Raw genomic sequence first — 21,200 nt, forward strand, 5'->3', positions numbered from 1 at the left:
TCATGAAAAAATTATGCTTAACTATCCTTGCTAGCCTAGCCCTTACTTTAGGACTAGTTAGCCAGGTCCAAGCCGATGAATATTTACGCATCGGTATGGAGGCAGCCTACGCACCCTTTAACTGGACTCAAGATGACGACAGTAACGGCGCTGTAAAAATCGATGGAACCAACCAATATGCTAATGGTTACGACGTCCAAATAGCTAAAAAGATTGCTAAGGACCTAGGCAAAGAGCCCTTGGTTGTTAAAACCAAGTGGGAAGGACTTGTTCCAGCCCTTACTTCTGGTAAGATTGATATGATCATTGCAGGTATGAGCCCAACTGCTGAACGCAAACAAGAAATTGCATTTTCAAGCAGCTACTATACTAGCGAACCAGTACTTTTGGTTAAAAAGGATTCTGCCTATGCAAACGCCAAATCACTAGAGGACTTTAGCGGAGCAAAAATCACTTCTCAACAAGGTGTTTACCTTTATGACTTAATTTCACAAATCTCAGGCGCTCAGAAGGAAACTGCCATGGGAGATTTTGCCCAAATGCGTCAAGCTCTTGAAGCTGGTGTCATTGATGCCTATGTTTCTGAACGACCAGAAGCTCTCACCGCCGAATCAGCAAACGCTAAGTTCAAAATGATTCAGCCTGAACCTGGTTTTAAAACTGGTGAAGAAGATACCTCTATCGCTATTGGACTTCGTAAAGATGATGACCGTATCAGCCAAATCAATGCCAGTATCGAAACCATTTCTAAAGATGAACAAGTTGCGCTCATGGATCGTATGATTAAAGAGCAACCAGCAGAATCTACAACGACTGAAGAAAGCAACAGTAATTTCTTTGGCCAAGTCGCTAAAATTCTGACTGAAAACTGGCAACAACTCTTGCGTGGTGCTGGTATTACCCTTCTCATTTCAATTATCGGTACCATCGTTGGTCTCGCTATCGGTCTTGCTATCGGTGTCTTCCGTACAGCACCTCTATCTGAAAACCAATTTATCTTTGGTATCCAAAAACTAATCGGTTGGATTCTCAATATCTATATTGAAATTTTCCGTGGAACACCTATGATTGTACAATCTATGGTTATCTACTATGGAACTGCTCAAGCTTTCGGGATCAACCTAGACCGTACGCTAGCTGCTATCTTTATCGTTTCGATCAACACTGGTGCCTACATGACTGAAATCGTCCGTGGTGGTATTCTGGCTGTTGATAAGGGACAATTTGAAGCGGCAACTGCACTTGGTATGACTCATAACCAGACCATGCGTAAGATTGTTTTGCCTCAAGTTGTTCGAAATATTCTACCAGCAACTGGTAATGAGTTCGTCATCAACATCAAGGATACTTCTGTATTGAACGTTATCTCTGTTGTAGAACTTTACTTCTCAGGAAACACAGTAGCAACACAAACCTACCAGTACTTCCAAACCTTTACCATCATCGCAGTTATCTACTTTGTCCTCACCTTCACAGTAACGCGTATCCTACGCTTCATCGAAAAACGTATGGATATGGATACCTACACGACAGGTGCTAACCAAATGCAAACGGAGGATTTGAAATAATGAGTCAACCAATCCTTGAAATCAAACACCTCAAAAAATCCTACGGGCAAAACGAGGTCCTAAAAGACATCTCTCTCACTATTCATAAAGGAGAAGTGATTTCTATCATCGGTAGTTCCGGTAGTGGTAAATCAACTTTCCTACGTTCTATCAACCTTCTCGAAACACCAACTGAAGGTGAGATCCTTTATCACGGTGAAAACGTCCTTGAAAAAGGGTATAACCTCACTCACTATCGTGAAAAACTAGGCATGGTTTTCCAATCCTTTAACCTCTTTGAAAATCTCAACGTTCTTGAAAATACGATTGTTGCACAGACAACTGTCCTCAAACGTGAACGATCAGAAGCAGAGAAAATTGCTAAAGAAAACCTTGAAAAAGTTGGAATGGGAGAGCGCTACTTGCAAGCTAAACCTAAGCAACTTTCAGGTGGTCAAAAGCAACGTGTCGCCATTGCTCGCGCACTTTCTATGAACCCTGATGCCATTCTCTTTGATGAACCAACTTCAGCCCTTGATCCTGAAATGGTCGGTGAAGTTCTAAAAATCATGCAAGAACTAGCTCAAGAAGGCTTGACAATGATCGTTGTAACCCACGAAATGGAATTTGCTCGTGACGTATCACACCGTGTCATCTTTATGGACAAAGGTGTTATTGCAGAAGAAGGCAAACCTGAAGATTTATTTACAAATCCTAAAGAGGAACGTACAAGAGAATTTTTACAACGCTATTTAGGTTAAGACAAAAGCGGTTGAATAAACCTCTTCAACCAAGAGTTGTTTTCCTATTCAATCCCAAATCAACATTGAGTCAAAGGCTCATGAACATAAGAATATAAAAATCAAGGTCGGAGTTTTTTATCCCGACCTCTTTTTATATACTTTAAAATCACTTTTATCCCTTCTTCTATTTCCTGAGCAAGTAATGCTTGTAACTCTATTCCTAATCTTATATTTGATTTTCATGAGTGAGTGAGATCACTCCTCTACTGTCAACCTAGTTCATTCTAACAGATAGATTTGTTTAGTAGGTCATAGCATGGCTATTTCGCCGTTCCATAAATAAAAGCAGACCCTAATTAGAGTCTGCTTGTATCCAAAGATTAATCTTCAAATTTTTCATGATTTTTTTCATAGAAATCAATTAATCCAAGGGCTGTTTCAAAGGAAATATTTTTAACTTTTGCACGTCCTTGAGCTAGAGCAATGATAGACATTTCACGTGCATTCGTTTCTTTAGAAATACGATAACCAGTGATCTTCTTATCACGAACCCAGCTAACAACTGATTCTACTTTTTCAAAGTTAGTCTTAGCCATGTTTTTCTCCTATTTTATTCTTTACGATATTTAATTGTATACGTTTTTATGGCATTTGTCAATAAAAAAACATATATCCAATCAAATAAGACGTTAAGATTACATTTACTTAGCTTTCAAAGCCGATAATATATGGGTTCGTATATCTTCAACTCCGTTAGGATTTGCTGGTAAGAAAATTGTATTATTACCTTGTTTTTCTGCAAAATTATTCAATGTATCTAAATACTGGTTAGTTAACAAGATTGACATGATTTGCTCTTCAGTTAATTCAACATTGGCTCCTTTTAACTCTTTAATAGAATCAGCAAGTCCATCAACAATTGCTTTTCGTTGCTCTGCGATCCCCACACCATGTAAGCGATCCTTTTCTGCCTCTGCTTCGGCCGCTGTTACGATCTTAATTTTATCTGCTTCGGCCAATTCTTGTGCTGCTACTCTCTTACGTTGAGCAGCATTGATTTCATTCATCGATTGCTTGACTTCCGCATCCGGCTCTACTTTGGTAATGAGCGTTTTGACGATAATGTACCCATACGTTGACATTTCTTCCGCTACTTGTTTTTGAACTTCTAATGCAATTTCATCCTTTTTCTCAAACAATTCATCCAAAGTTAACTTAGGAACTGATGAGCGCAATGCGTCTTCAATATAAGATTTGATTTGAGCCTCAGGTCTCATTAGTTTATAGTAAGCATCTGTAACATTTTGTTCATTTACTCGGTACTGTGTCGCAACATTCATCGTCACAAATACGTTATCTTGAGTCTTGGTTTCCACAACGATTTCACTTTGCAAGAGACGCAGTTGTACACGAGCTGCAATTTTATCAATCCCAAATGGTGCTCTTAGGTGAATACCACTATTGCTCAATTTTTGATACTTACCAAATCGTTCAATGATAGCTACTGATTGTTGTCGAACAACATAGATTGAACTCATTAATATAGCTCCTACAATAAGCATTAGAATAATTAGAACAAGTATAACTTTTAAAACCATGGGAATCTCCCCCTTTCTTCACTTACATTATAGCACTAGTAAATAGGTTAGGCAAATAATATGATAAAAATTTCATAGCATATTAAACAAGCATATTATATAGGGTTTCATTCCCATTTAAGTTAATATAAGATGGGTCGAATTTTTCCATCCGGTGAATCAATCCCGCATAATCATGTTTATCAGCAAGTGCAATCCCTATTAGTACTGGACCAGTACCCTTGCTAGCTCGTTTGATATATTCAAAACGAGTAATATCATCATGAGGTCCTAAGATATCATTTACAAACTCTCGAAGTGCTCCCGGACGTTGTGGGAAATTCACTACAAAGTAATGCTTGATACCATCATAAATCAAGGCACGTTCTTCCATCTCTGGCATACGGTTGATGTCATTATTCCCTCCAGAGATGATACAACAAATGGTCTTGCCCTTAATATAATCGGATAATACTTCTAGAGCTGCAACACTAGCAGCACCCGCAGGTTCTGCTACGATACCTTGTTTAGAGTAGAGATCAATTAAGGTCTCAGAAATCAAACCTTCATCCACTCCGATAAGAGTTTCTACATGTTTGCGTGTTGCTTCATAGGTCAACTGCCCTACCTTTTGCACGGCAATCCCATCCGCAAACTTATCAATTTCTTTAAGTTTAACCGGTCCCCCAGCTTCAAAGGCTGCCTTCATAGAACGAGCACCTTCAGCCTCTACTCCAATGACCTCAATCTGAGGATTTGTTTCTTTAATATAAGTAGAAACACCTGAAATGAGACCTCCGCCTCCTACGGGTACCAAGACAGTATCAAATTCAATAGATTCTTTACGAGCTTCTTCTAAAATTTCATAGGCTACTGTCCCCTGACCAGCTTGAACATAGGGATCATCAAAGGGATCAATAAAAGTACGATTTTCAGCTACGGTAAAGTCTTGAGCAGCCTTGGCTGAAGCATCAAAAGTATCCCCTACTAATTTAATGGTTACAAAATCACCACCAAAAAAACGAACCTGACCAATTTTTTGTTGAGGTGTCGTAATTGGCATAAAGATTGTTGCAGGAATCTTCATCTCATTACATGTGTAGGCAACTCCTTGAGCGTGATTTCCCGCTGAAGCACACACTACACCACGTTCACGTTCCTCTTTTGTCAATTGCGAGATAGCATAATAAGCTCCACGAATTTTAAAAGAACGGACACGTTGAGCATTTTCCTTCTTAAGATAAATTTTCGCTCCGTATTTTTCGGATAAATAATGATCGTAGTCAAGTGGAGTATTGGCTACTACACCACTCAAAACCTTGTGGGCTTTCACCACATCTTTTGCACTTAGCATAATCTCCTCCTAGATGAGTTTTCAAGATAAAAAGCGAGTTAGGTTCCCCCCAACTCGCCTTCTGTTTATATTCTTAAAAATTAGTTGTAGATTTTGAATGCATCATCGTCGTTTTTACCGACAAATGGCATTGCTTTACGCAATTCTGCACCAACTTTTTCAATTTCAAGGTTAGCTGCTTGTTCACGGTAGGCAGTCAATTTTGGACGTCCAGCTTTGTAGTCATTTACAAAGTCGTTGGCGAATTTACCATTTTGGATGTCCGCAAGAACTGCTTTCATGTTTTCTTTAACTTGTTCAGTGATTACACGTGGTCCTGAAACGTAGTCACCATATTCAGCAGTGTTTGAAATTGATTGACGCATTTTCTTGAATCCACCTTCATAGATCAAGTCAACGATCAATTTCATTTCGTGAAGAACTTCAAAGTAAGCCAATTCTGGAGCATAACCAGCTTCAGTCAAGACTTCAAAACCAGCTTCGATAAGAGCAGTCAAACCACCACAAAGAACTGCTTGTTCACCAAACAAATCTTCTTCAGTTTCTTCTTTGTATGTTGTTTCAAGAAGACCTACACGCGCTGCGCCAACACCTTTACACCAGTCCATAGCGATGTTTTTAGCATTTCCTGTTGCATCTTGGTATACTGCATAAAGAGCTGGAACACCAAATCCTTCTTCGTAAGTACGACGTACCAAGTGTCCTGGTCCTTTAGGAGCACACATAAAGACATCAACATCTGCAGGAACTTTGATGAATTCGAAGTGAATGTTGAAACCATGAGCAAATCCAACTGCATTTCCAGCTTCCAAGTTTGGAGCAATTTCTGCTTCGTACAATTCTTGTTGGATTTCATCTGGTGCCAAGATCATGATAACATCAGCCAATTTAGTTGCTTCTGCTACTGTGTAAGTGTCAAAACCATCTTCTTTTGCTTTATCAAAAGATTTACCTGGACGTACACCGATGATCACATCGCGACCTGAATCACGCAAGTTTTGAGCGTGCGCATGTCCTTGTGAACCATAACCAATAACGGCGATTTTTTTACCGTCAAGTGCTGCTACTTTTACATCTTTTTCGTATTCCATTTGAACTGCCATAGTTTTTTCTCTCTTTTCTATTTTTATTGCCTGTTAGGCTAGTTTAACAAATTTAAGTTGGATTCTTTTACTCAATGAAAATCAAAGAGCAAACTAGGAAGCTAGCTGTAGGTTGCTCAAAGCACTGCTTTGAGGTTGTAAATAAGACTGACGAAGTCAGTAACATATACCTACGGCAAAGCAACGCTAACGTAGTTTGAAGAGATTTACGAAGAGTATTAGTCGCGGGTAAATCCAGTTGCACCCGTACGAGCGATATTCTTTATACCGTAAGGTCGAATGACTCGAATCAAAGCTTCACTCTTTTCTGCATTCCCAGTCATCTGAATGGTAATGGAACTTGGAGCTACATCGACTACTGTTGCACGGAAAGGTTGGATAATAGCCAAAATTTCTGCACGTTTTTCAGCAGGCGCTGAAACCTTTATAAGAATTACTTCTCGTTCTAAGTGGGGCTGATCCGTAATATCACGAATACGAATTACATCAATCTGACGATTAAGTTGTTTGATGATTTGCTCCACCTCGTCATTTGAGGCAACATCGATGATAATGGTAATCCGTGACACATTTGGATTTTCAGTTGCGCCAACAGAAATGCTTTCGATATTGACTTGGCGTCTCGATAAGACTCCTGTGAAGCGATTGAGAACACCTGAACGGTTTTGAAGTTTGGCTGTTAACATTCTACGCATTAAACTTCACCCCCAACATCTCATGATTACTCTTACCAGCTGGTACCATCGGTAAAACATGTTCTTTCCGAGAAATGTCTACTTCAATAAACATTGGTTCATCTTCCATGATGACTTCCAAATCCTTCTCAAGAGTTTCAGGATTATCAAACTTATAATTCTTAATTCCATAGGCTTGAGCCATCAATTGGAAATCTGGAAGGCTATCAAAGACCGACTCTGAAGTTCGACCATCATAGAAGGCTTCTTGCCACTGGCGAACCATCCCGAGTGAATGGTTATTAAGCATGATGACCTTGATTGGAATCTTGTAAATATTTAAGATTGCCAATTCCTGATTGGTCATCTGGAAACCGCCATCTCCGACAAAGAGAACAACTTCTTTATCTGGATTAGCAATCTTAGCACCAATAGCTGCTGGGACTCCGAATCCCATGGTTCCTAGACCACCTGATGTTACCAATTGACGCTCGTTTTGGTAAGGATAATATTGAGCCGTCCACATTTGGTGTTGTCCAACGTCTGTTACGACAATGGCATCGCCATTGGTCAACTCACCGACGCGTTCAATAACTGCTTGAGGTTGAACCACACGTTCTTTCTTATCATAAGAACGAACACGATTCTTATCTTTGGTAACTTTCTCAATCCACTTTTCAGTATTGTTACGAACGTTTGGCTCAGCTAGTAACTGCTGCAAAGCCTTTTTCGCATCACCGACAACTGGAATATCAACTGCGATAATCTTACCAATCTCTGCAGGATCGATATCAATATGCGCTACTTTTGCATTCTTAGCAAAGGTTTTAGGATTTCCAGTCAAACGGTCATCAAAGCGACAACCAATAGAAATCATAAAATCAGCCTCAGTCATGGCAATATTTGCTGCAAAGGAACCATGCATTCCGCCCATTCCCAAAAAAAGTGGATGGCTAGTTGCAATTGTTCCCTGTCCCAAAAGACTTGTCACAACTGGTATTTGATAACGCTCTGCAAATTCATTTAACTCTGCTGCAGCCTCAGCATAGCTAATTCCACCACCAGCTAACAAAACTGGCTTCTTAGCCTTAGAGAGTTGCTTCAAGATCTTCTTGATTTGCATATCATTTGGCTCAAGTGTTGGCTGATAACTTGGTAAATCTATCTCTGGAGAGTAAATGAAGTCTGTCTCAAGCGCAGAAACATCTTTTGGTAGGTCAATGACGACTGGCCCTGGACGACCTGTAGTCGCAATATGCACAGCTTCTGTAATAATTCGCGGAATATCCGCAGTTTCTCGAACCTGATAATTGTACTTAGTGATTGGCATGGTGATACCAACGATATCAGCTTCTTGAAAAGCATCCTTACCGATTCCCGCTCTTGCAACTTGTCCTGTGAAGACCAAAAGGGGAACACTATCGCTCATAGCATCTGCGATCCCTGTAATGGCATTTGTAGCTCCTGGTCCGCTTGTGACGACTGCAACACCCAGTTTTCCTGTTGACTTAGCATAACCTTCAGCTTCGTGAAGACAGCCCTGCTCATGGCGACCTAGAATATGGCGGATTCCCTTAAAATTATAAATAGCATCATATAAAGGAAGTACTGCTCCACCAGGATAACCAAAAATCGTGTCGATTCCTAAGTCGCGAAGTGTTTCCAAAACAAGATCCGATCCCGACTTAGGTGAGTCTAAAATGATTTTCTCCATCGTTCCCCTTTCTCTTCTCTTAAAAATAGCTTGTTACTATGATACCATTTTTTCAAAAATTTTCAAGAGAAAAGAGCAAATTTTCTGAATTTTCTATCTAGATATTTTACAATATTAAATGAATTAGAAAGTTTATACGTATTTATATTTTTTAACAGAAAAAAGGTTGAGACAGATCTGTCTTCAACCTTTCATGTTAAATTATTACTAATTAAAGTGAGTTAACGTCAACCTTGATACCAACACCTTGAGTAGTTGTGATTGTCAAGCTTGTTACATAAGTTCCTTTAGCAGTAGCTGGTTTAGCTTTTTGGATTGTTTCGTTGAATGCTTTGAAGTTTTCAACCAACTTGTCAGCTTCAAATGAAACTTTACCGATGATCGCTTGTACGATACCTGCACGGTCTGCACGGTAAGTGATTTTACCACCTTTAGACTCTTCAACTGCTTTAGCAACATCCATTGTTACAGTACCAGTTTTAGGGTTTGGCATCAAGTTACGAGGTCCAAGGACACGTCCAAGACGTCCAACAAGAGCCATCATGTCAGGTGTAGCGATAACTACATCGAAGTCCAACCAACCGTCGTTGATTTTAGCAACAAGGTCATCTTCACCAACAAAGTCTGCACCAGCAGCTTTTGCTTCTTCAGCTTTTGCACCACGTGCAAATACAAGAACGCGAGCTGTTTTACCAGTACCGTTTGGCAATACCATTGCTCCACGGATTTGTTGGTCAGCTTTTTTAACGTCAATGTTCAAGTTGTAAGCAACTTCTACAGTTGCATCAAATTTTGCAAAGTTAGTTACTTTTGCAAGAGCTACAGCTTCTTCTACGCTGTATGCTTTTGTGCTGTCGATCTTCTCAAGAGCAGCACGAAGTTGTTTGCTTTTTTTAGCCATTTTCTATTCTCCTTGTAAGTGGTTCAATCGATTTTCATCTCCCACGTCACTTCTCGAAATGATGAAGTCTTGCGGGTTATATAGGGATGTTATTGATTAGTCAACAACAGTGAATCCCATAGAACGAGCAGTACCTTCGATCATACGCATTGCAGACTCAATGTTTGCAGCGTTCAAATCTGGCATTTTAGTTTCTGCAATTTCTTGTACTTGTGCACGAGTAACTGTAGCAACCTTAGTTTTGTTAGGTGTACCTGATCCTTTTTCAACACCTGCAGCTTTTTTCAAAAGAACAGCAGCTGGTGGTGTTTTTGTAACGAAAGTAAATGATTTGTCTTCGTATACTGAGATAACAACTGGAATGATCATACCAGCTTGGTCAGCAGTACGAGCGTTGAACTCTTTTGTGAATCCCATGATGTTGATACCAGCTTGACCAAGAGCAGGTCCAACCGGTGGAGCTGGTGTAGCTTTACCAGCAGGGATTTGCAATTTTACAAGTTTTTCGACTTTTTTAGCCATTTTTAAATCCTCCTTTGTGGTTTTGGCGGTAATTTAAGATTTTTACCTCCCACAAGTATGTTTTACACATACCCATCTATTATACACTATTTTAAAAAAATTGCAAGAGAAATTTTTATTTTTGATATTTCTTTATGTTACACCTTTTTTTGGTGCAATTAATCTTCAAAATCTTCTACCATGATGGAAAGAATTCATTCGCTCAAAGTCAGTACAAAACTCAAGCCCTTTTCAGTAGCACCACTTTCCACAAATCCAATAGACTCAAAACATCTTCTAGAAATCCGATTGAAAGTGTAAATTTCTTGAACGTTCAATTGTTTCCACTCCTTTTGCCGAGCTAGATCAATCAAAGTCTTCAATACCTTACGTCCAAGTCCCTGATGTTGATAAGTCGGATTGCCAATCACAATAGGAAGATTCTCCTGAGATAAGGTTACATCCCCAATTGGAAGCCACTCTCCATTTTCTCGAAACTCAATCCAGAACAAATCCCCGTGTCTTTCTAAATAGGAATACATAGCATTTAATTTTTCCGAACTATAGGGTATTCTAATGCCGTCTACAAGTTCTACCAAATCCACATCTTGATACCAGGCCAAAGCTGCATCCTGATGATCTGCTAAAAAATAGGGAACTAAACGTAAGGAATCATCTATCTGAATGATTTTTGTCATCATTTTCTACTCCTAATACTAGCTCCGCTGCTTGATTAAAACCATCACACCAGTTATACCATTTTGCTTCATAATCATCTTGAGGTAAGATATGATTTTTTAAATCAAGAACAGAGTATATCTTTCTTTTCTCACAAGCTTGCGCATAGAGATGATATAGTTCGTCACCTCCATCTCTATCAAACTCAGCAGAAATTGTATCCTGACCTAGCAACAAAGCCTGATAAGCCCTGTGATGGCCATCTGTAATCAAGAAGCAATTTCCAAATGCAAGAACGCTAATTGGATTGATATTGGGCTTTTCTTTCGACTGATAAAGCATCTGGATATCTTGTAACTTCTTTTCTGATAAGTATAGTTGAGTCGGATGAAGATCTTTTATGTTGACTTCCATTTTATCTCCTCAAGAAGGGGCAATTCCTACTTCTGCTTTCCTTTGAAGCGCCATTGAAAACGCAGTTTATCGTAGAAAGGAAACTCCATAAACAAAACTCCTAGGCCTACACAAAGGCTAGCAATCACATCTGATGGGTAGTGAACTCCCAGATAGACCCTGGATACCAATACACTAACGAGATATAGACTTAGCAAGATTTGCACTACTTTTCTCCAAGTTGTATTCTTAATCCGTTGGCTCAAAATCACAATCAAAGTTCCAACCATAATCGTTACTGCCAGAGAATGTCCACTAGGAAAAGAAAAACCTTTTTCCTCTACTAGATGTACTATTTCTGGTCTAGGTCGTTGGTAGATATTTTTAAAGGTTACGATTAAGATTCCAGCTAAAGTCAAATTCCCCAGCATGAGATAACTTTCCAGTTTCCATTGCTTACGGTAAAAAATAAAAGCTACAATGAGAACCCAAGTGATAATGACTGGGATATCAATTAAATGTGTGATTGTTCTGAAAAGAACGGTCAAGGAAGCAGGTAAGTCACCTCGAATAGCAGTCTGGATTGGTTGATCAAAGCCAATCAGCATATTAGGGTAAAACTTGACAATATAACCTAAAATTACAAAAAGCAAAAGGGCAAAAGAGCCCTTCATCAAATATGTTTGTTTATCTTTCATAGTATTTTAAAGTTGGTTTCAAAAGGACAAACAACAACCAGAAAGAGATGGCAAAGATAATACCTTCAATCAGATTAAAAGGCAAGACCATAGTCATCAGGTAGTTGCTCAATCCTAAGATTTTCTCAATATCAAAATTAGCAAACTTAGCGTACAAAGGAACAGCATAGACGTAGTTCAGAACTAGCATAGCTAGAGTCAAACCAAGCGTACCAGCTAGTGAAGCTAGGACGAAACGCATGGTTGTTCGCTCTTTTTTCCAAATCAAACCAAAAGCAAGCACAAAGACTCCCAAGGCAACAATATTCATCGGTAAACCAATATAGGTACTAACCCCTTGATTGTTCAAAAGAATTTTCAACAAGGACCGAAGGAAAAGCACTCCAAAAGCTGCTGGTAAATCCAAGACTACCAAACCCACAAGGACCGGTAAAATACTGAACTCAATCCTCAAAAAGGATGCCGCTGGCAAAAGCGGAAAGTCAAAGTACATCAACACAAATGAAAGCGCTGATAGAATTGCAATGGTCGAAAGTCGACGTGTGTTTGTCATAACAGGTTCCTCCAATTTTCTATAAAATCAGAAGAAGTTGGAAAGGATTCCTCTATCTACCCTCTATTTTTATTTTTAAATTCCAAAAGTTTCCCCTCACTCTGTTTAAGCAAGCGGTTGCAATTTACCTATAAAAAATCAATTAGAATAGACAAAGCCATTCTTTCGTCTTCTCCCATCCAGACTATACTGTCGGTTGTGGAATCTCACCACATCAGCTTGCGCTCGCGGACTTCTTTTAGAGTAAGGAAATGGAGATTTTTCTTTTAGACTAGGCGACAAGCTGTAGGCATAACTTTTGGTTAGGCAAAGCTTGGCAACAAAGTATAAAAGGAAAAGAACATTTCCGAGTAAAAGTCACCGCCGGTCGGGAATCTCACCCAGCCCTGAAGACCCCTTTATGATAACAAAAAAAGCTTGCAAGCGCAAGCATTTTATCTAAGTGTTTATTTCAATTTATCTGTTTCATAAGTGTGAACCAGTTCGAGGCCCACAAAGTTTTGTTGTCGGAGAGCCTCATAGACAATCATACATACTGTATTAGATACATTCAGGCTACGAACATGTTCATCATTCATCGGAATTCTGAGAGACTTTTCTGGATGCTCACGCATAAATTCCTCAGGCAAGCCCTTATCTTCACGCCCAAAGAGAAAATAATGATCTCCTTCTGTCGTGAAATCTGCATCTGAATAGACTTTTTCTGCAAACTTGGAAATCAGGTAGAGATGACCATCCATTTTTTCCATAAAATCAGCCAAGCTATCATAAAAATGAATCTCAAGCTTGTCCCAATAATCTAGACCTGCCCGCTTCATCTTACGATCATCAATAGGAAAACCCATCGGTTTGATAATATGAAGGGGCGCATTCGTTGCTGCGCAAGTACGAGCAATATTACCCGTATTTTGTGGAATCTGGGGTTCAAATAATACAATATGATTTGCCATGCCTTGTTTCCTCTCACTAGTGCAAAAAAATAGCCACACTGCTCGGAGTCAAGCTCAGCAAACAGCGTGGTTAAGGCATCGTTAACTTACCTCACAACAGGTTTGAAGTAAATCAGCGAAACTACTGTTTTAGTATATCACTTTCAGCTTGAATGTCAATAGAAATGACTTGATTTTTTCAATTTTTTTACAAACATATTTACATTAGCTTAAAATGCTTATGTATTCATTAGAATTACACGAAAATAGCTGATTTATATCTTAAATTTTTAACAAGTAAGATTATCAGTGGGACAATTTTCTACCCTAATAATGAAAAGAGTCGGTTGCCGAGTGCATTTTATTCTAAAAAAGAGTATGATAGATACATATTGAAAAAGTAGGTTATTTAATATGAAGATTATTCTTGTCGGAGGGGGGAAAGTTGGTTCTGCCCTTTGTCGTTCACTTGTCGCTGACAATCATGATGTTGTCTTAATTGAACAGAACGAAACGGTTCTTAATTATATGACAAGCCGTTTTGATATTATTGGAATTGCTGGTAATGGGGCTGACTTTGCCATGCTAGAAGCTGCCAATGTTCAAGACTGCGATATTTTCATCGCTATGACTCAGTATGATGAGGTCAATATGGTCTCTGCTGTCTTAGCTAAAAAGATGGGGGCTAAAGAAACCATCGTCCGTGTCCGCAATCCTGAGTATTCCAACCCTTACTTTAAAGAAAAAAATATTCTCGGATTTTCTCTTATTGTCAATCCAGAACTCCTTGCAGCTCGTGCTATCGCTAATATCATCGATTTCCCAAATGCTCTTTCTGTTGAGCGTTTTGCAGGTGGTTTGGTTAGTTTGATGGAATTCAAGGTTCGAATTGATAGTAATATTTGTCAGATGTCTATTGCTGATTTCCGTAAAAAGTTTGGTAATGTTATCGTTTGTGCCATTGAGCGCGATCATAAGCTCATGATTCCAAGTGGGGATATGGTCCTCCAAGATAAGGATCGGATCTTTGTTACAGGTAACCGTGTAGACATGATGCTTTTTCATAACTATGTCAAATCTCGTGTCGTTAAAAGTTTACTCATTATTGGAGCTGGAAAAATCGCTTACTACCTTGTTGGTATTTTGAAAGATAGCCGTATTGATACCAAGGTCATTGAGCTTAATCCAGATCGTGCAGCATTTTTCAGTCAAAAATATCCAAAACTCTATATTGTGCAAGGTGATGGAACCGCAAAAGATATCCTCCTAGAAGAAAGCGCCCAACACTACGATGCTGTCGCAACTCTAACTGGCGTTGACGAAGAAAACATTATTACATCTATGTTCTTAGATAGTGTTGGTGTTCAGAAAAACATCACCAAGGTCAATCGAACTAGCCTTTTAGAGATTATCCATGCACCTGAGTTTTCTAGTATTATCACACCAAAAACCATCGCTGTAGATACTATCATGCACTTTATCCACGGTCGTGCCAATGCCCAATATTCAGATCTTCAAGCGATGCACCACCTTGCAAATGGACATATTGAGACTCTTCAATTTCTCATCAAGGAAGCCAATAAAATGACTGGCAAACCCTTGTCTCAATTGAAACTCAAAAAAGATATTTTAATTGCTGCTATTATCCGCAACGGAAAAACAATCTTCCCAACAGGTGAAGATAGCCTTCAAGTCGGTGATAAGTTAGTTGTCATCACACTACTATCAAATATCACCAAGATTTATGATCTGTTAGAGAGGTAAGCTATGAATAGAAGTATGGTACGATTTCTTCTTGCAAAGCTACTCTTGATCGAGGCTGGTCTACTCTTAGTTCCAGTTAGCATTGCTCTTTATTATCGAGAATCGAGTCAAGTTTTTACAGCACTTTTCTCTACCATCGGAATCCTTGTTGTGCTAGGTCTTCTCGGCATCATCAGCAAGCCTAAAAAACAGCGAATCTATGCAAAAGAAGGGGTCTTAATTGTAGCCCTCTGTTGGATCCTCTGGTCATTCTTTGGTGCCCTTCCCTTTGTCTTTTCAGGGCAAATTCCCAATATGATAGACGCCTTCTTTGAGATTAGTTCTGGCTTCACAACAACGGGAGCAACCATTTTAAATGATGTTTCTGTCTTAAGTCGTTCTCTTCTATTTTGGAGGAGTTTTACCCACCTCATCGGAGGTATGGGGGTGCTGGTTTTTGCCCTAGCTATAATGGACAATGCTAAAAATAGTCACTTAGAAGTTATGAAGGCTGAGGTCCCAGGACCAGTATTTGGCAAGGTTGTGTCTAAACTAAAAAATACAGCCCAAATCCTTTACATCCTATATCTCGCTATGTTCGCCCTCTTTGTGGTTATTTATTACCTTGCTGGGATGCCACTCTACGATAGTTTTGTTATCGCTATGGGTACTGCTGGTACTGGTGGCTTTACTGTTTATAATGACGGAATTGCCCACTATCACAGTTCTCTCATTACCTATCTGACAAGTGTCGGGGTTTTGATGTTTGGTGTCAATTTCAATCTCTACTACTACCTCATGCTCCGTCGTATCAAGGAATTCTTTTTTGATGAAGAACTCCGAGCATATCTCTTGATTGTGGCTATATCTACTGGTCTAATCACACTCAACACGCTCCACCTCTATAGCGGAGTTTCTCAAAGCTTTGAGATGGCCTTCTTCCAAGTATCTAACATCATTACCACTACCGGTTTTGGATATGGAGATATCACGAACTGGCCTTTGTTCTCTCAATACATCTTGCTAATGCTGATGGCAATCGGTGGTTCTGCTGGTTCTACCGCTGGTGGTCTCAAGATCATCCGTGGAGTCATCCTGTCTAAAATTGCTAAAAATCAAGTCTTGTCTACCATATCACCTCACCGTGTGTTAACCCTTCAGGTTAATCAAACGGTTATTGATAAGGATACCCAGCACAAGATCCTGAAGTATTTTGTGGTTTATATCATGATTCTACTCAGTTTGATTTTCATCGTCAGTTTAGATACCAATAATTTAATGGTTGTCACGAGTGCTGTTTTCAGTTGTTTTAACAATATCGGTCCTATTTTAGGAACAACTGCAAGTTTCTCAATTTTTAGTCCATTTTCAAAACTTCTACTATCCTTTGCAATGATTGCAGGACGTCTTGAAATCTATCCAATCATACTGCTCTTTATGAAGCGAACTTGGTCTAAACGTTAGAACAATCAACTTTACACCCTATCTCTCCTCTTCAAGGAACCCTTGAAGGGGGATTTTTTAGTTTCAAAAGACAAGACAGCTCTAAAAATCGACAATTGGGAATTTAAGGATTTTTCTCTCCTATCTTTTAGCTATAATAAGAAAAAAATATAGGGGATACTTTATGGAAAAAGTCATAAAATCAATTCGACTACTCTTGTTCTTTGCCTTAATCCAACTGGCATTTTGTAGTTGTATCTTTTGGTCTGGAACCTCTCTGGCCCTCAAACAATCCTGTTTTTATTTTCTACTGACTTTATTGGGCTTATCTGGGTCTTGTGCCTTTATGCATTATTTATCTAGTCATAACCTGAAAAGAGATAGACTGATTGATAGGAGTCGCTTTATCTTTTTATTTTATAGTATGATGATTGTGGTCAACCTCTGCGGGGTTGGACTGGTTCTATCAGATACTATCGTTACTGTCAACTTACTTCAAAAGGAAGCTGTAGAACTCATCCTCCCCTCCTTCTTTTTTCTCTTTGGAGTTGATCTTATTACCTTTCTCCCCTTAAAAAAATGGAGAAGGTTGCAAAAAAATTCCAGTAGCAAGGAAGTGAGATTTTCCATCATTATCATTTCCATTTTAATCTTCCTACGTAATCCAATCACCATTTTATCCATCGCTTTTTATATTGGCCTTGGCGCTTTATTTCTCAGTTTTTTATTTCCAAAAAACTTAAGAGAAGAGGTGTCATTCTACAGTCATTTGATTCGGGATATTCTATTTGTCGTTTGTACCTTCCTCTTATGGTAACAAATAGAATCCTTGCAATAATTATGTTATAATTAAAAAAAAATTTTAGGAGATACATCAATGAACTTTTTTAAAGATTTTCGTAAGCGACTCGCTTGGTTTGGGATTTTGTTAGTAGCTATCTTTCTATCTCAGACTCCTATGCTAACTCTAGCTATACTAACTAAAATTCAGTTTAATCCAATCTGGTCAACAATTCTTGTGTCCCTTATTTCGATTCTTGTACTTGCTATCTTTTTATACGGAGCCCATAAGAACAAGTTGCTGGATTTAAAATCTAAACTTCTCACCATTAACGATCTTCCTCGCATTGTCTTAAGCTATCTAGTTATTTATGTTGGAAATCTTGTGGGTGGAATCTGGTTACAACTCGTGAAGCAAACAACAACTGCTAATCAACAAGTAATTAACAACCTTGTTTCTGAAAGCTCTCTGATTAGCAGTTTCTTCCTCATCGTTTTAATCGCACCTATTTGTGAAGAAATCATTTGTCGCGGGATTATTCCTACCAAACTCTTCCAAGGCTACGAAAAGTTTGGCTATGTCATTGGTTGGCTAATCTTCCTCCTTGCACATATGCCTTCTAATCTCCCTTCCTTCTTGATTTATGGTTGGATGTCAGTCGTCCTCACTTGGACTGCTTATCGTACCAGACGTTTGGAAATGTCTATCTCGGTCCATATGTTACTTAATAGTATCAGCTTCATCTTACTGGCACTCTTCACAATTTTTATGAAAAATTTCGGTATCTAATACCCAATTATCCATTCCTTTAGGCTGGATCAATCGTCCTGGTCTAAGGGATTTTTTTGTTTCAAGCAGCACTTTATCTCGGAAAAATTCATTTTTTCTACCATCTTAAAAAATTTTAAAAATATTTTTATGCATAAATTTTATAAAGTTTAAAAATGGATATCTATACTGAAGTTATTTACCGATTAGCGACCTAAAAGACCTCCTAAACTCCGTCCCTCACCAGGGCAGAGTTTAGGAATTTTGTTAAAACCAGCCTACAAGAAAAGCCAAGAAGATATTTTTCTTGGCCTTTTTCAATAGATTTAAGGTTCCAAAGCAAGTACTTTTTTACTACAACACTGAGTTTTACAAATCGATTTTATTTGCCAAACGCAGTTAGTAAGACAGGTAGCTAGTCCGCTTCCTTTCTGTTACGACAGAAAAGCCCACGAATCGATACCATTCGTGGACTTTGCCTAGTGAAGCGTTTTTGTAATCCGCCATAGTGTTTGCCGTTTATTAGATTACGACACTTAGTTTTACAAATCGATTCCATTTGTAAAACTAAGTTAGTGAGGCAGTTAGGCAAGTCTTATAGAACTTGCCGTAGTCTACTTAGATTGCTTTGCAATCAAGTAGACTTACTGAATCACATCTTTTCCTCTAACTCTACATCCGGATACTTATCTGCAAACCATCGGAGGGCAAAGTCGTTTTCAAAAAGGAATACAGGCTGGTCAAAGCGGTCTTTAGCCAAGATATTTCGACTTGAAGACATACGCTCATCCAGATCTTCAGGTTTGATCCAGCGAACCGTCTTTTTACCCATTGGGCTCATAACCACTTCTGCATTGTACTCATTTTCCATACGGTGTTTGAAGACTTCAAACTGCAATTGACCAACGGCACCCAACATGTATTCACCTGTTTGGTAGTTGGTATAAAGCTGAATAGCTCCTTCTTGCACCAATTGCTCAATTCCCTTGTGGAAAGATTTTTGCTTCATGACGTTCTTAGCAGAAACTTTCATGAAAATCTCAGGTGTAAAGGTTGGCAGTGGTTCAAACTCAAACTTATTTTTTCCAACAGTTAGTGTATCCCCAACCTGATAAGTACCGGTATCGTAAACCCCGATGATATCTCCAGCTACGGCATTAGTGACATTCTCACGACTTTCAGCCATAAACTGAGTAACATTTGACAGCTTAGCTCCCTTACCAGTACGAGGGAGATTAACACTCATACCACGCTCGAATTCACCCGATACGATACGGACAAAGGCGATACGGTCACGGTGACGAGGGTCCATGTTGGCTTGAATTTTAAAGACAAATCCTGAGAAGTCTTTGTCGTAAGGATCGACAATTTCTCCATCTGTCTTCTTATGACCGTGTGGTTCTGGAGCAAACTTGAGGAAGGTTTCTAAGAAAGTCTGCACACCAAAATTAGTCAAGGCTGATCCAAAGAATACCGGAGTCAATTCACCCGCAAGGATGGCTTCTTCTGAGAATTCATTTCCAGCTTCTTGCAAGAGCTCGATGTCATCCTTGACTTGCTCATAGAAAGGGTTGCTAGCAAAGAGTTTATCGCCATCTTCTAGGCTGGCAAAACGTTCATCCCCTTTGTAGAGTTCCAAACGTTGGTTATAGAGGTCATACAAGCCTTCAAAGGCTTTCCCCATCCCGATTGGCCAGTTCATCGGGTAGCTCGCAATACCTAGAACTTCTTCCAATTCTTGCAAGAGATCCAGTGGCTCACGACCGTCTCGGTCTAACTTGTTCATAAAGGTAAAGACTGGAATTCCACGGTGTTTGACAACCTCAAATAACTTTTTGGTTTGGGCCTCGATACCCTTGGCAGAGTCCACAACCATGACAGCCGCATCCACCGCCATCAATGTACGATAGGTATCTTCTGAGAAATCCTCGTGCCCTGGAGTATCTAGGATGTTCACGCGTTTGCCTTCGTAGTCAAATTGCATCACAGATGACGTTACCGAAATCCCACGTTGTTTCTCTATATCCATCCAGTCAGACTTGGCAAAGTTTCCTGTTTTCTTTCCTTTTACAGTACCTGCCTCACGAATCTCTCCCCCAAAATATAGCAATTGCTCTGTAATAGTCGTTTTACCCGCGTCCGGGTGAGAGATGATGGCAAAGGTACGGCGTTTTTTAATTTCTTCTTGAATGTTCATAAGTTCTCTTTCTTTCTACTTTTTTAATAATTTCAATTTATAATCGTTCTTTGTTACATCGGACTCTAACATTCCTTTCAACACTCCATTATATCGGATTTTAGGGAGTTTTTCAATTGCTTACACAAGAAAAAGCAGGTCAAGATAGTAGACCTGCTCTTCAGATTCTTTTGTTGATTATTTATATCTATCACTCTTAATATCGCTTCACAGATGAATCGTTTCTAGAGCAATTTTCTTTTGCCAACGTTTCTTAAACAAGATATCAAAGAGTACTAGAGCTGCAGATAGAATGATTGAAACCAGAAGATACTTTATCCATATAGGGGCATCTGTGATAAAAGGCGTGGTATTTAAAAGCCCGTAATTTCCACCTGTGACTTGATTAACTCCAACTAGGAAAAGGTTGAGAACAAAAGTGTAGGCGATAATACGATACTTTTTCAGCAAGGTCTTATCGTAGTGGTTCATGAGATAGACCAAGGAATTGACCAAGAGAGCATAATGCCCAATCAGGAATGAAAAACTGGTAATATGCGGGAAATCATATGGATCAAAAACCGGATAGCCCAAAGCAAATACTGCCCCACTAGCTCCCATAAGGGCAAAATACTGCTTGGTTTTCCATTTATCTGGCAAGAAAACTACTGCAAACATGGCCAAACGGCAATGGTAAAGAGGCAGACTATTTGAAAATGGAATGCTAAAACCAATATACCAAGTGTAAAGAGCTAGCAGTTGCGCTATTTGAATCCACTTAAATAATCGAACAAATTTGGGATTTTTGTAGTAAGTAAAAGAAGCATAAATAGACAAGGCAAGAAGGCCTATCATGACACCGTACCAAAAAATCGGAATAGGCGGTGGTGTGGTTTGGGTTCTTGTAATAAAATGATGCATAAA

Annotated in this window: 20 protein-coding genes and 1 riboswitch; of the genes, 5 read left to right on the forward strand and 15 right to left on the reverse strand. The window is 39.1% G+C overall.

Features of this window, described 5'->3' with window-relative positions; translation table 11 throughout:
* The first annotated feature begins 2 nt into the window (after positions 1–2).
* Together HMPREF2619_RS06220 and HMPREF2619_RS06225 are read left to right on the forward strand one after the other, a co-directional pair.
* Positions 3–1,568, forward strand: a complete 1,566-nt coding sequence (locus HMPREF2619_RS06220) for an ABC transporter substrate-binding protein/permease (protein ID WP_045763619.1) — start codon at positions 3–5, stop codon at positions 1,566–1,568.
* Complete coding sequence (locus HMPREF2619_RS06225; protein ID WP_070460098.1) at positions 1,568–2,308, forward strand: amino acid ABC transporter ATP-binding protein; 741 nt, start codon at positions 1,568–1,570, stop codon at positions 2,306–2,308. Before HMPREF2619_RS06220 ends, HMPREF2619_RS06225 begins: the two co-directional genes overlap by 1 nt.
* A gap of 362 nt (positions 2,309–2,670) precedes the next feature.
* Here the strand turns inward: HMPREF2619_RS06225 and HMPREF2619_RS06230 are convergent, their stop codons facing one another.
* From HMPREF2619_RS06230 to HMPREF2619_RS06295, 13 genes are all read right to left on the reverse strand, one after another.
* Positions 2,671–2,886: a capsule biosynthesis transcriptional regulator gene (locus HMPREF2619_RS06230; protein WP_001140700.1), complete on the reverse strand. Its 216-nt coding sequence runs from the start codon at positions 2,884–2,886 to the stop codon at positions 2,671–2,673.
* Positions 2,887–2,991: 105 nt separating this feature from the next.
* The gene (locus HMPREF2619_RS06235; RefSeq protein WP_000243418.1) at positions 2,992–3,888 is read right to left on the reverse strand and encodes an SPFH domain-containing protein; all 897 of its coding nucleotides are present in this window, start codon (positions 3,886–3,888) and stop codon (positions 2,992–2,994) included.
* 82 nt (positions 3,889–3,970) lie between these two features.
* On the reverse strand, positions 3,971–5,221 hold the full coding sequence (ilvA, locus tag HMPREF2619_RS06240) for a threonine ammonia-lyase IlvA (RefSeq protein WP_045763620.1): 1,251 nt from the start codon (positions 5,219–5,221) through the stop codon (positions 3,971–3,973).
* Between the two features lie 80 nt (positions 5,222–5,301).
* Entirely contained in the window at positions 5,302–6,324 is a 1,023-nt protein-coding gene (ilvC, locus tag HMPREF2619_RS06245) for a ketol-acid reductoisomerase (RefSeq protein WP_000290683.1), read from the reverse strand.
* 218 nt (positions 6,325–6,542) lie between these two features.
* The gene (ilvN, locus tag HMPREF2619_RS06255) at positions 6,543–7,019 is read right to left on the reverse strand and encodes an acetolactate synthase small subunit (protein WP_070460102.1); all 477 of its coding nucleotides are present in this window, start codon (positions 7,017–7,019) and stop codon (positions 6,543–6,545) included.
* On the reverse strand, positions 7,012–8,712 hold the full coding sequence (locus HMPREF2619_RS06260) for an acetolactate synthase large subunit (protein WP_070460105.1): 1,701 nt from the start codon (positions 8,710–8,712) through the stop codon (positions 7,012–7,014). The genes ilvN and HMPREF2619_RS06260 overlap by 8 nt, the downstream gene beginning before the upstream one ends.
* 211 nt (positions 8,713–8,923) lie before the next feature.
* Positions 8,924–9,613: a 50S ribosomal protein L1 gene (gene rplA, locus HMPREF2619_RS06265; RefSeq protein ID WP_070460108.1), complete on the reverse strand. Its 690-nt coding sequence runs from the start codon at positions 9,611–9,613 to the stop codon at positions 8,924–8,926.
* A 96-nt stretch (positions 9,614–9,709) separates the two neighbouring features.
* Positions 9,710–10,135: a 50S ribosomal protein L11 gene (gene rplK, locus HMPREF2619_RS06270; RefSeq protein WP_001085808.1), complete on the reverse strand. Its 426-nt coding sequence runs from the start codon at positions 10,133–10,135 to the stop codon at positions 9,710–9,712.
* A 194-nt stretch (positions 10,136–10,329) separates the two neighbouring features.
* On the reverse strand, positions 10,330–10,812 hold the full coding sequence (locus HMPREF2619_RS06275; protein WP_070460274.1) for a GNAT family N-acetyltransferase: 483 nt from the start codon (positions 10,810–10,812) through the stop codon (positions 10,330–10,332).
* On the reverse strand, positions 10,787–11,206 hold the full coding sequence (locus HMPREF2619_RS06280) for a ParB/RepB/Spo0J family partition protein (protein WP_070460111.1): 420 nt from the start codon (positions 11,204–11,206) through the stop codon (positions 10,787–10,789). The genes HMPREF2619_RS06275 and HMPREF2619_RS06280 overlap by 26 nt, the downstream gene beginning before the upstream one ends.
* A gap of 26 nt (positions 11,207–11,232) precedes the next feature.
* Positions 11,233–11,883, reverse strand: coding sequence for a phosphatase PAP2 family protein (locus HMPREF2619_RS06285; RefSeq protein ID WP_070460114.1), 651 nt, complete (start codon positions 11,881–11,883; stop codon positions 11,233–11,235).
* Positions 11,873–12,436, reverse strand: coding sequence for an ECF transporter S component (locus HMPREF2619_RS06290; RefSeq protein WP_000185852.1), 564 nt, complete (start codon positions 12,434–12,436; stop codon positions 11,873–11,875). Before HMPREF2619_RS06290 ends, HMPREF2619_RS06285 begins: the two co-directional genes overlap by 11 nt.
* A 163-nt stretch (positions 12,437–12,599) precedes the next feature.
* A riboswitch (FMN riboswitch) is annotated at positions 12,600–12,834 on the reverse strand.
* Between the two features lie 48 nt (positions 12,835–12,882).
* A complete protein-coding gene (locus HMPREF2619_RS06295; RefSeq protein ID WP_061862723.1) occupies positions 12,883–13,386 on the reverse strand; it encodes a tRNA (cytidine(34)-2'-O)-methyltransferase in 504 nt (167 codons plus the stop codon).
* Positions 13,387–13,779: 393 nt separating this feature from the next.
* On the opposite strand from HMPREF2619_RS06295, the gene trkA reads away from it, so the two are divergent.
* The 3 genes from trkA to HMPREF2619_RS06315 all read left to right on the forward strand — a co-directional run bounded on the left by trkA (position 13,780) and on the right by HMPREF2619_RS06315 (position 18,121).
* Positions 13,780–15,129 carry a Trk system potassium transporter TrkA gene (gene trkA, locus HMPREF2619_RS06300; RefSeq protein WP_000691699.1) on the forward strand — a complete coding sequence of 450 codons (1,350 nt, stop codon included), beginning with the start codon at positions 13,780–13,782 and terminating at the stop codon, positions 15,127–15,129.
* A 3-nt stretch (positions 15,130–15,132) separates the two neighbouring features.
* Positions 15,133–16,572, forward strand: coding sequence for a TrkH family potassium uptake protein (locus tag HMPREF2619_RS06305; RefSeq protein WP_060955348.1), 1,440 nt, complete (start codon positions 15,133–15,135; stop codon positions 16,570–16,572).
* 856 nt (positions 16,573–17,428) lie between these two features.
* Positions 17,429–18,121 (forward strand): CPBP family intramembrane glutamic endopeptidase, encoded by a 693-nt coding sequence (locus HMPREF2619_RS06315; RefSeq protein WP_070460117.1) that lies wholly within the window; start codon positions 17,429–17,431, stop codon positions 18,119–18,121.
* A 631-nt stretch (positions 18,122–18,752) separates the two neighbouring features.
* Here the strand turns inward: HMPREF2619_RS06315 and HMPREF2619_RS06320 are convergent.
* Together HMPREF2619_RS06320 and HMPREF2619_RS06325 are read right to left on the reverse strand one after the other, a co-directional pair.
* Positions 18,753–20,297, reverse strand: a complete 1,545-nt coding sequence (locus HMPREF2619_RS06320) for a peptide chain release factor 3 (RefSeq protein WP_070460122.1) — start codon at positions 20,295–20,297, stop codon at positions 18,753–18,755.
* 207 nt (positions 20,298–20,504) lie between these two features.
* Entirely contained in the window at positions 20,505–21,197 is a 693-nt protein-coding gene (locus tag HMPREF2619_RS06325; RefSeq protein WP_070460124.1) for a YwaF family protein, read from the reverse strand.
* Positions 21,198–21,200: the final 3 nt, after the last annotated feature.

This window comes from Streptococcus sp. HMSC074B11, from assembly GCF_001808705.1.
Lineage (GTDB): Bacteria > Bacillota > Bacilli > Lactobacillales > Streptococcaceae > Streptococcus.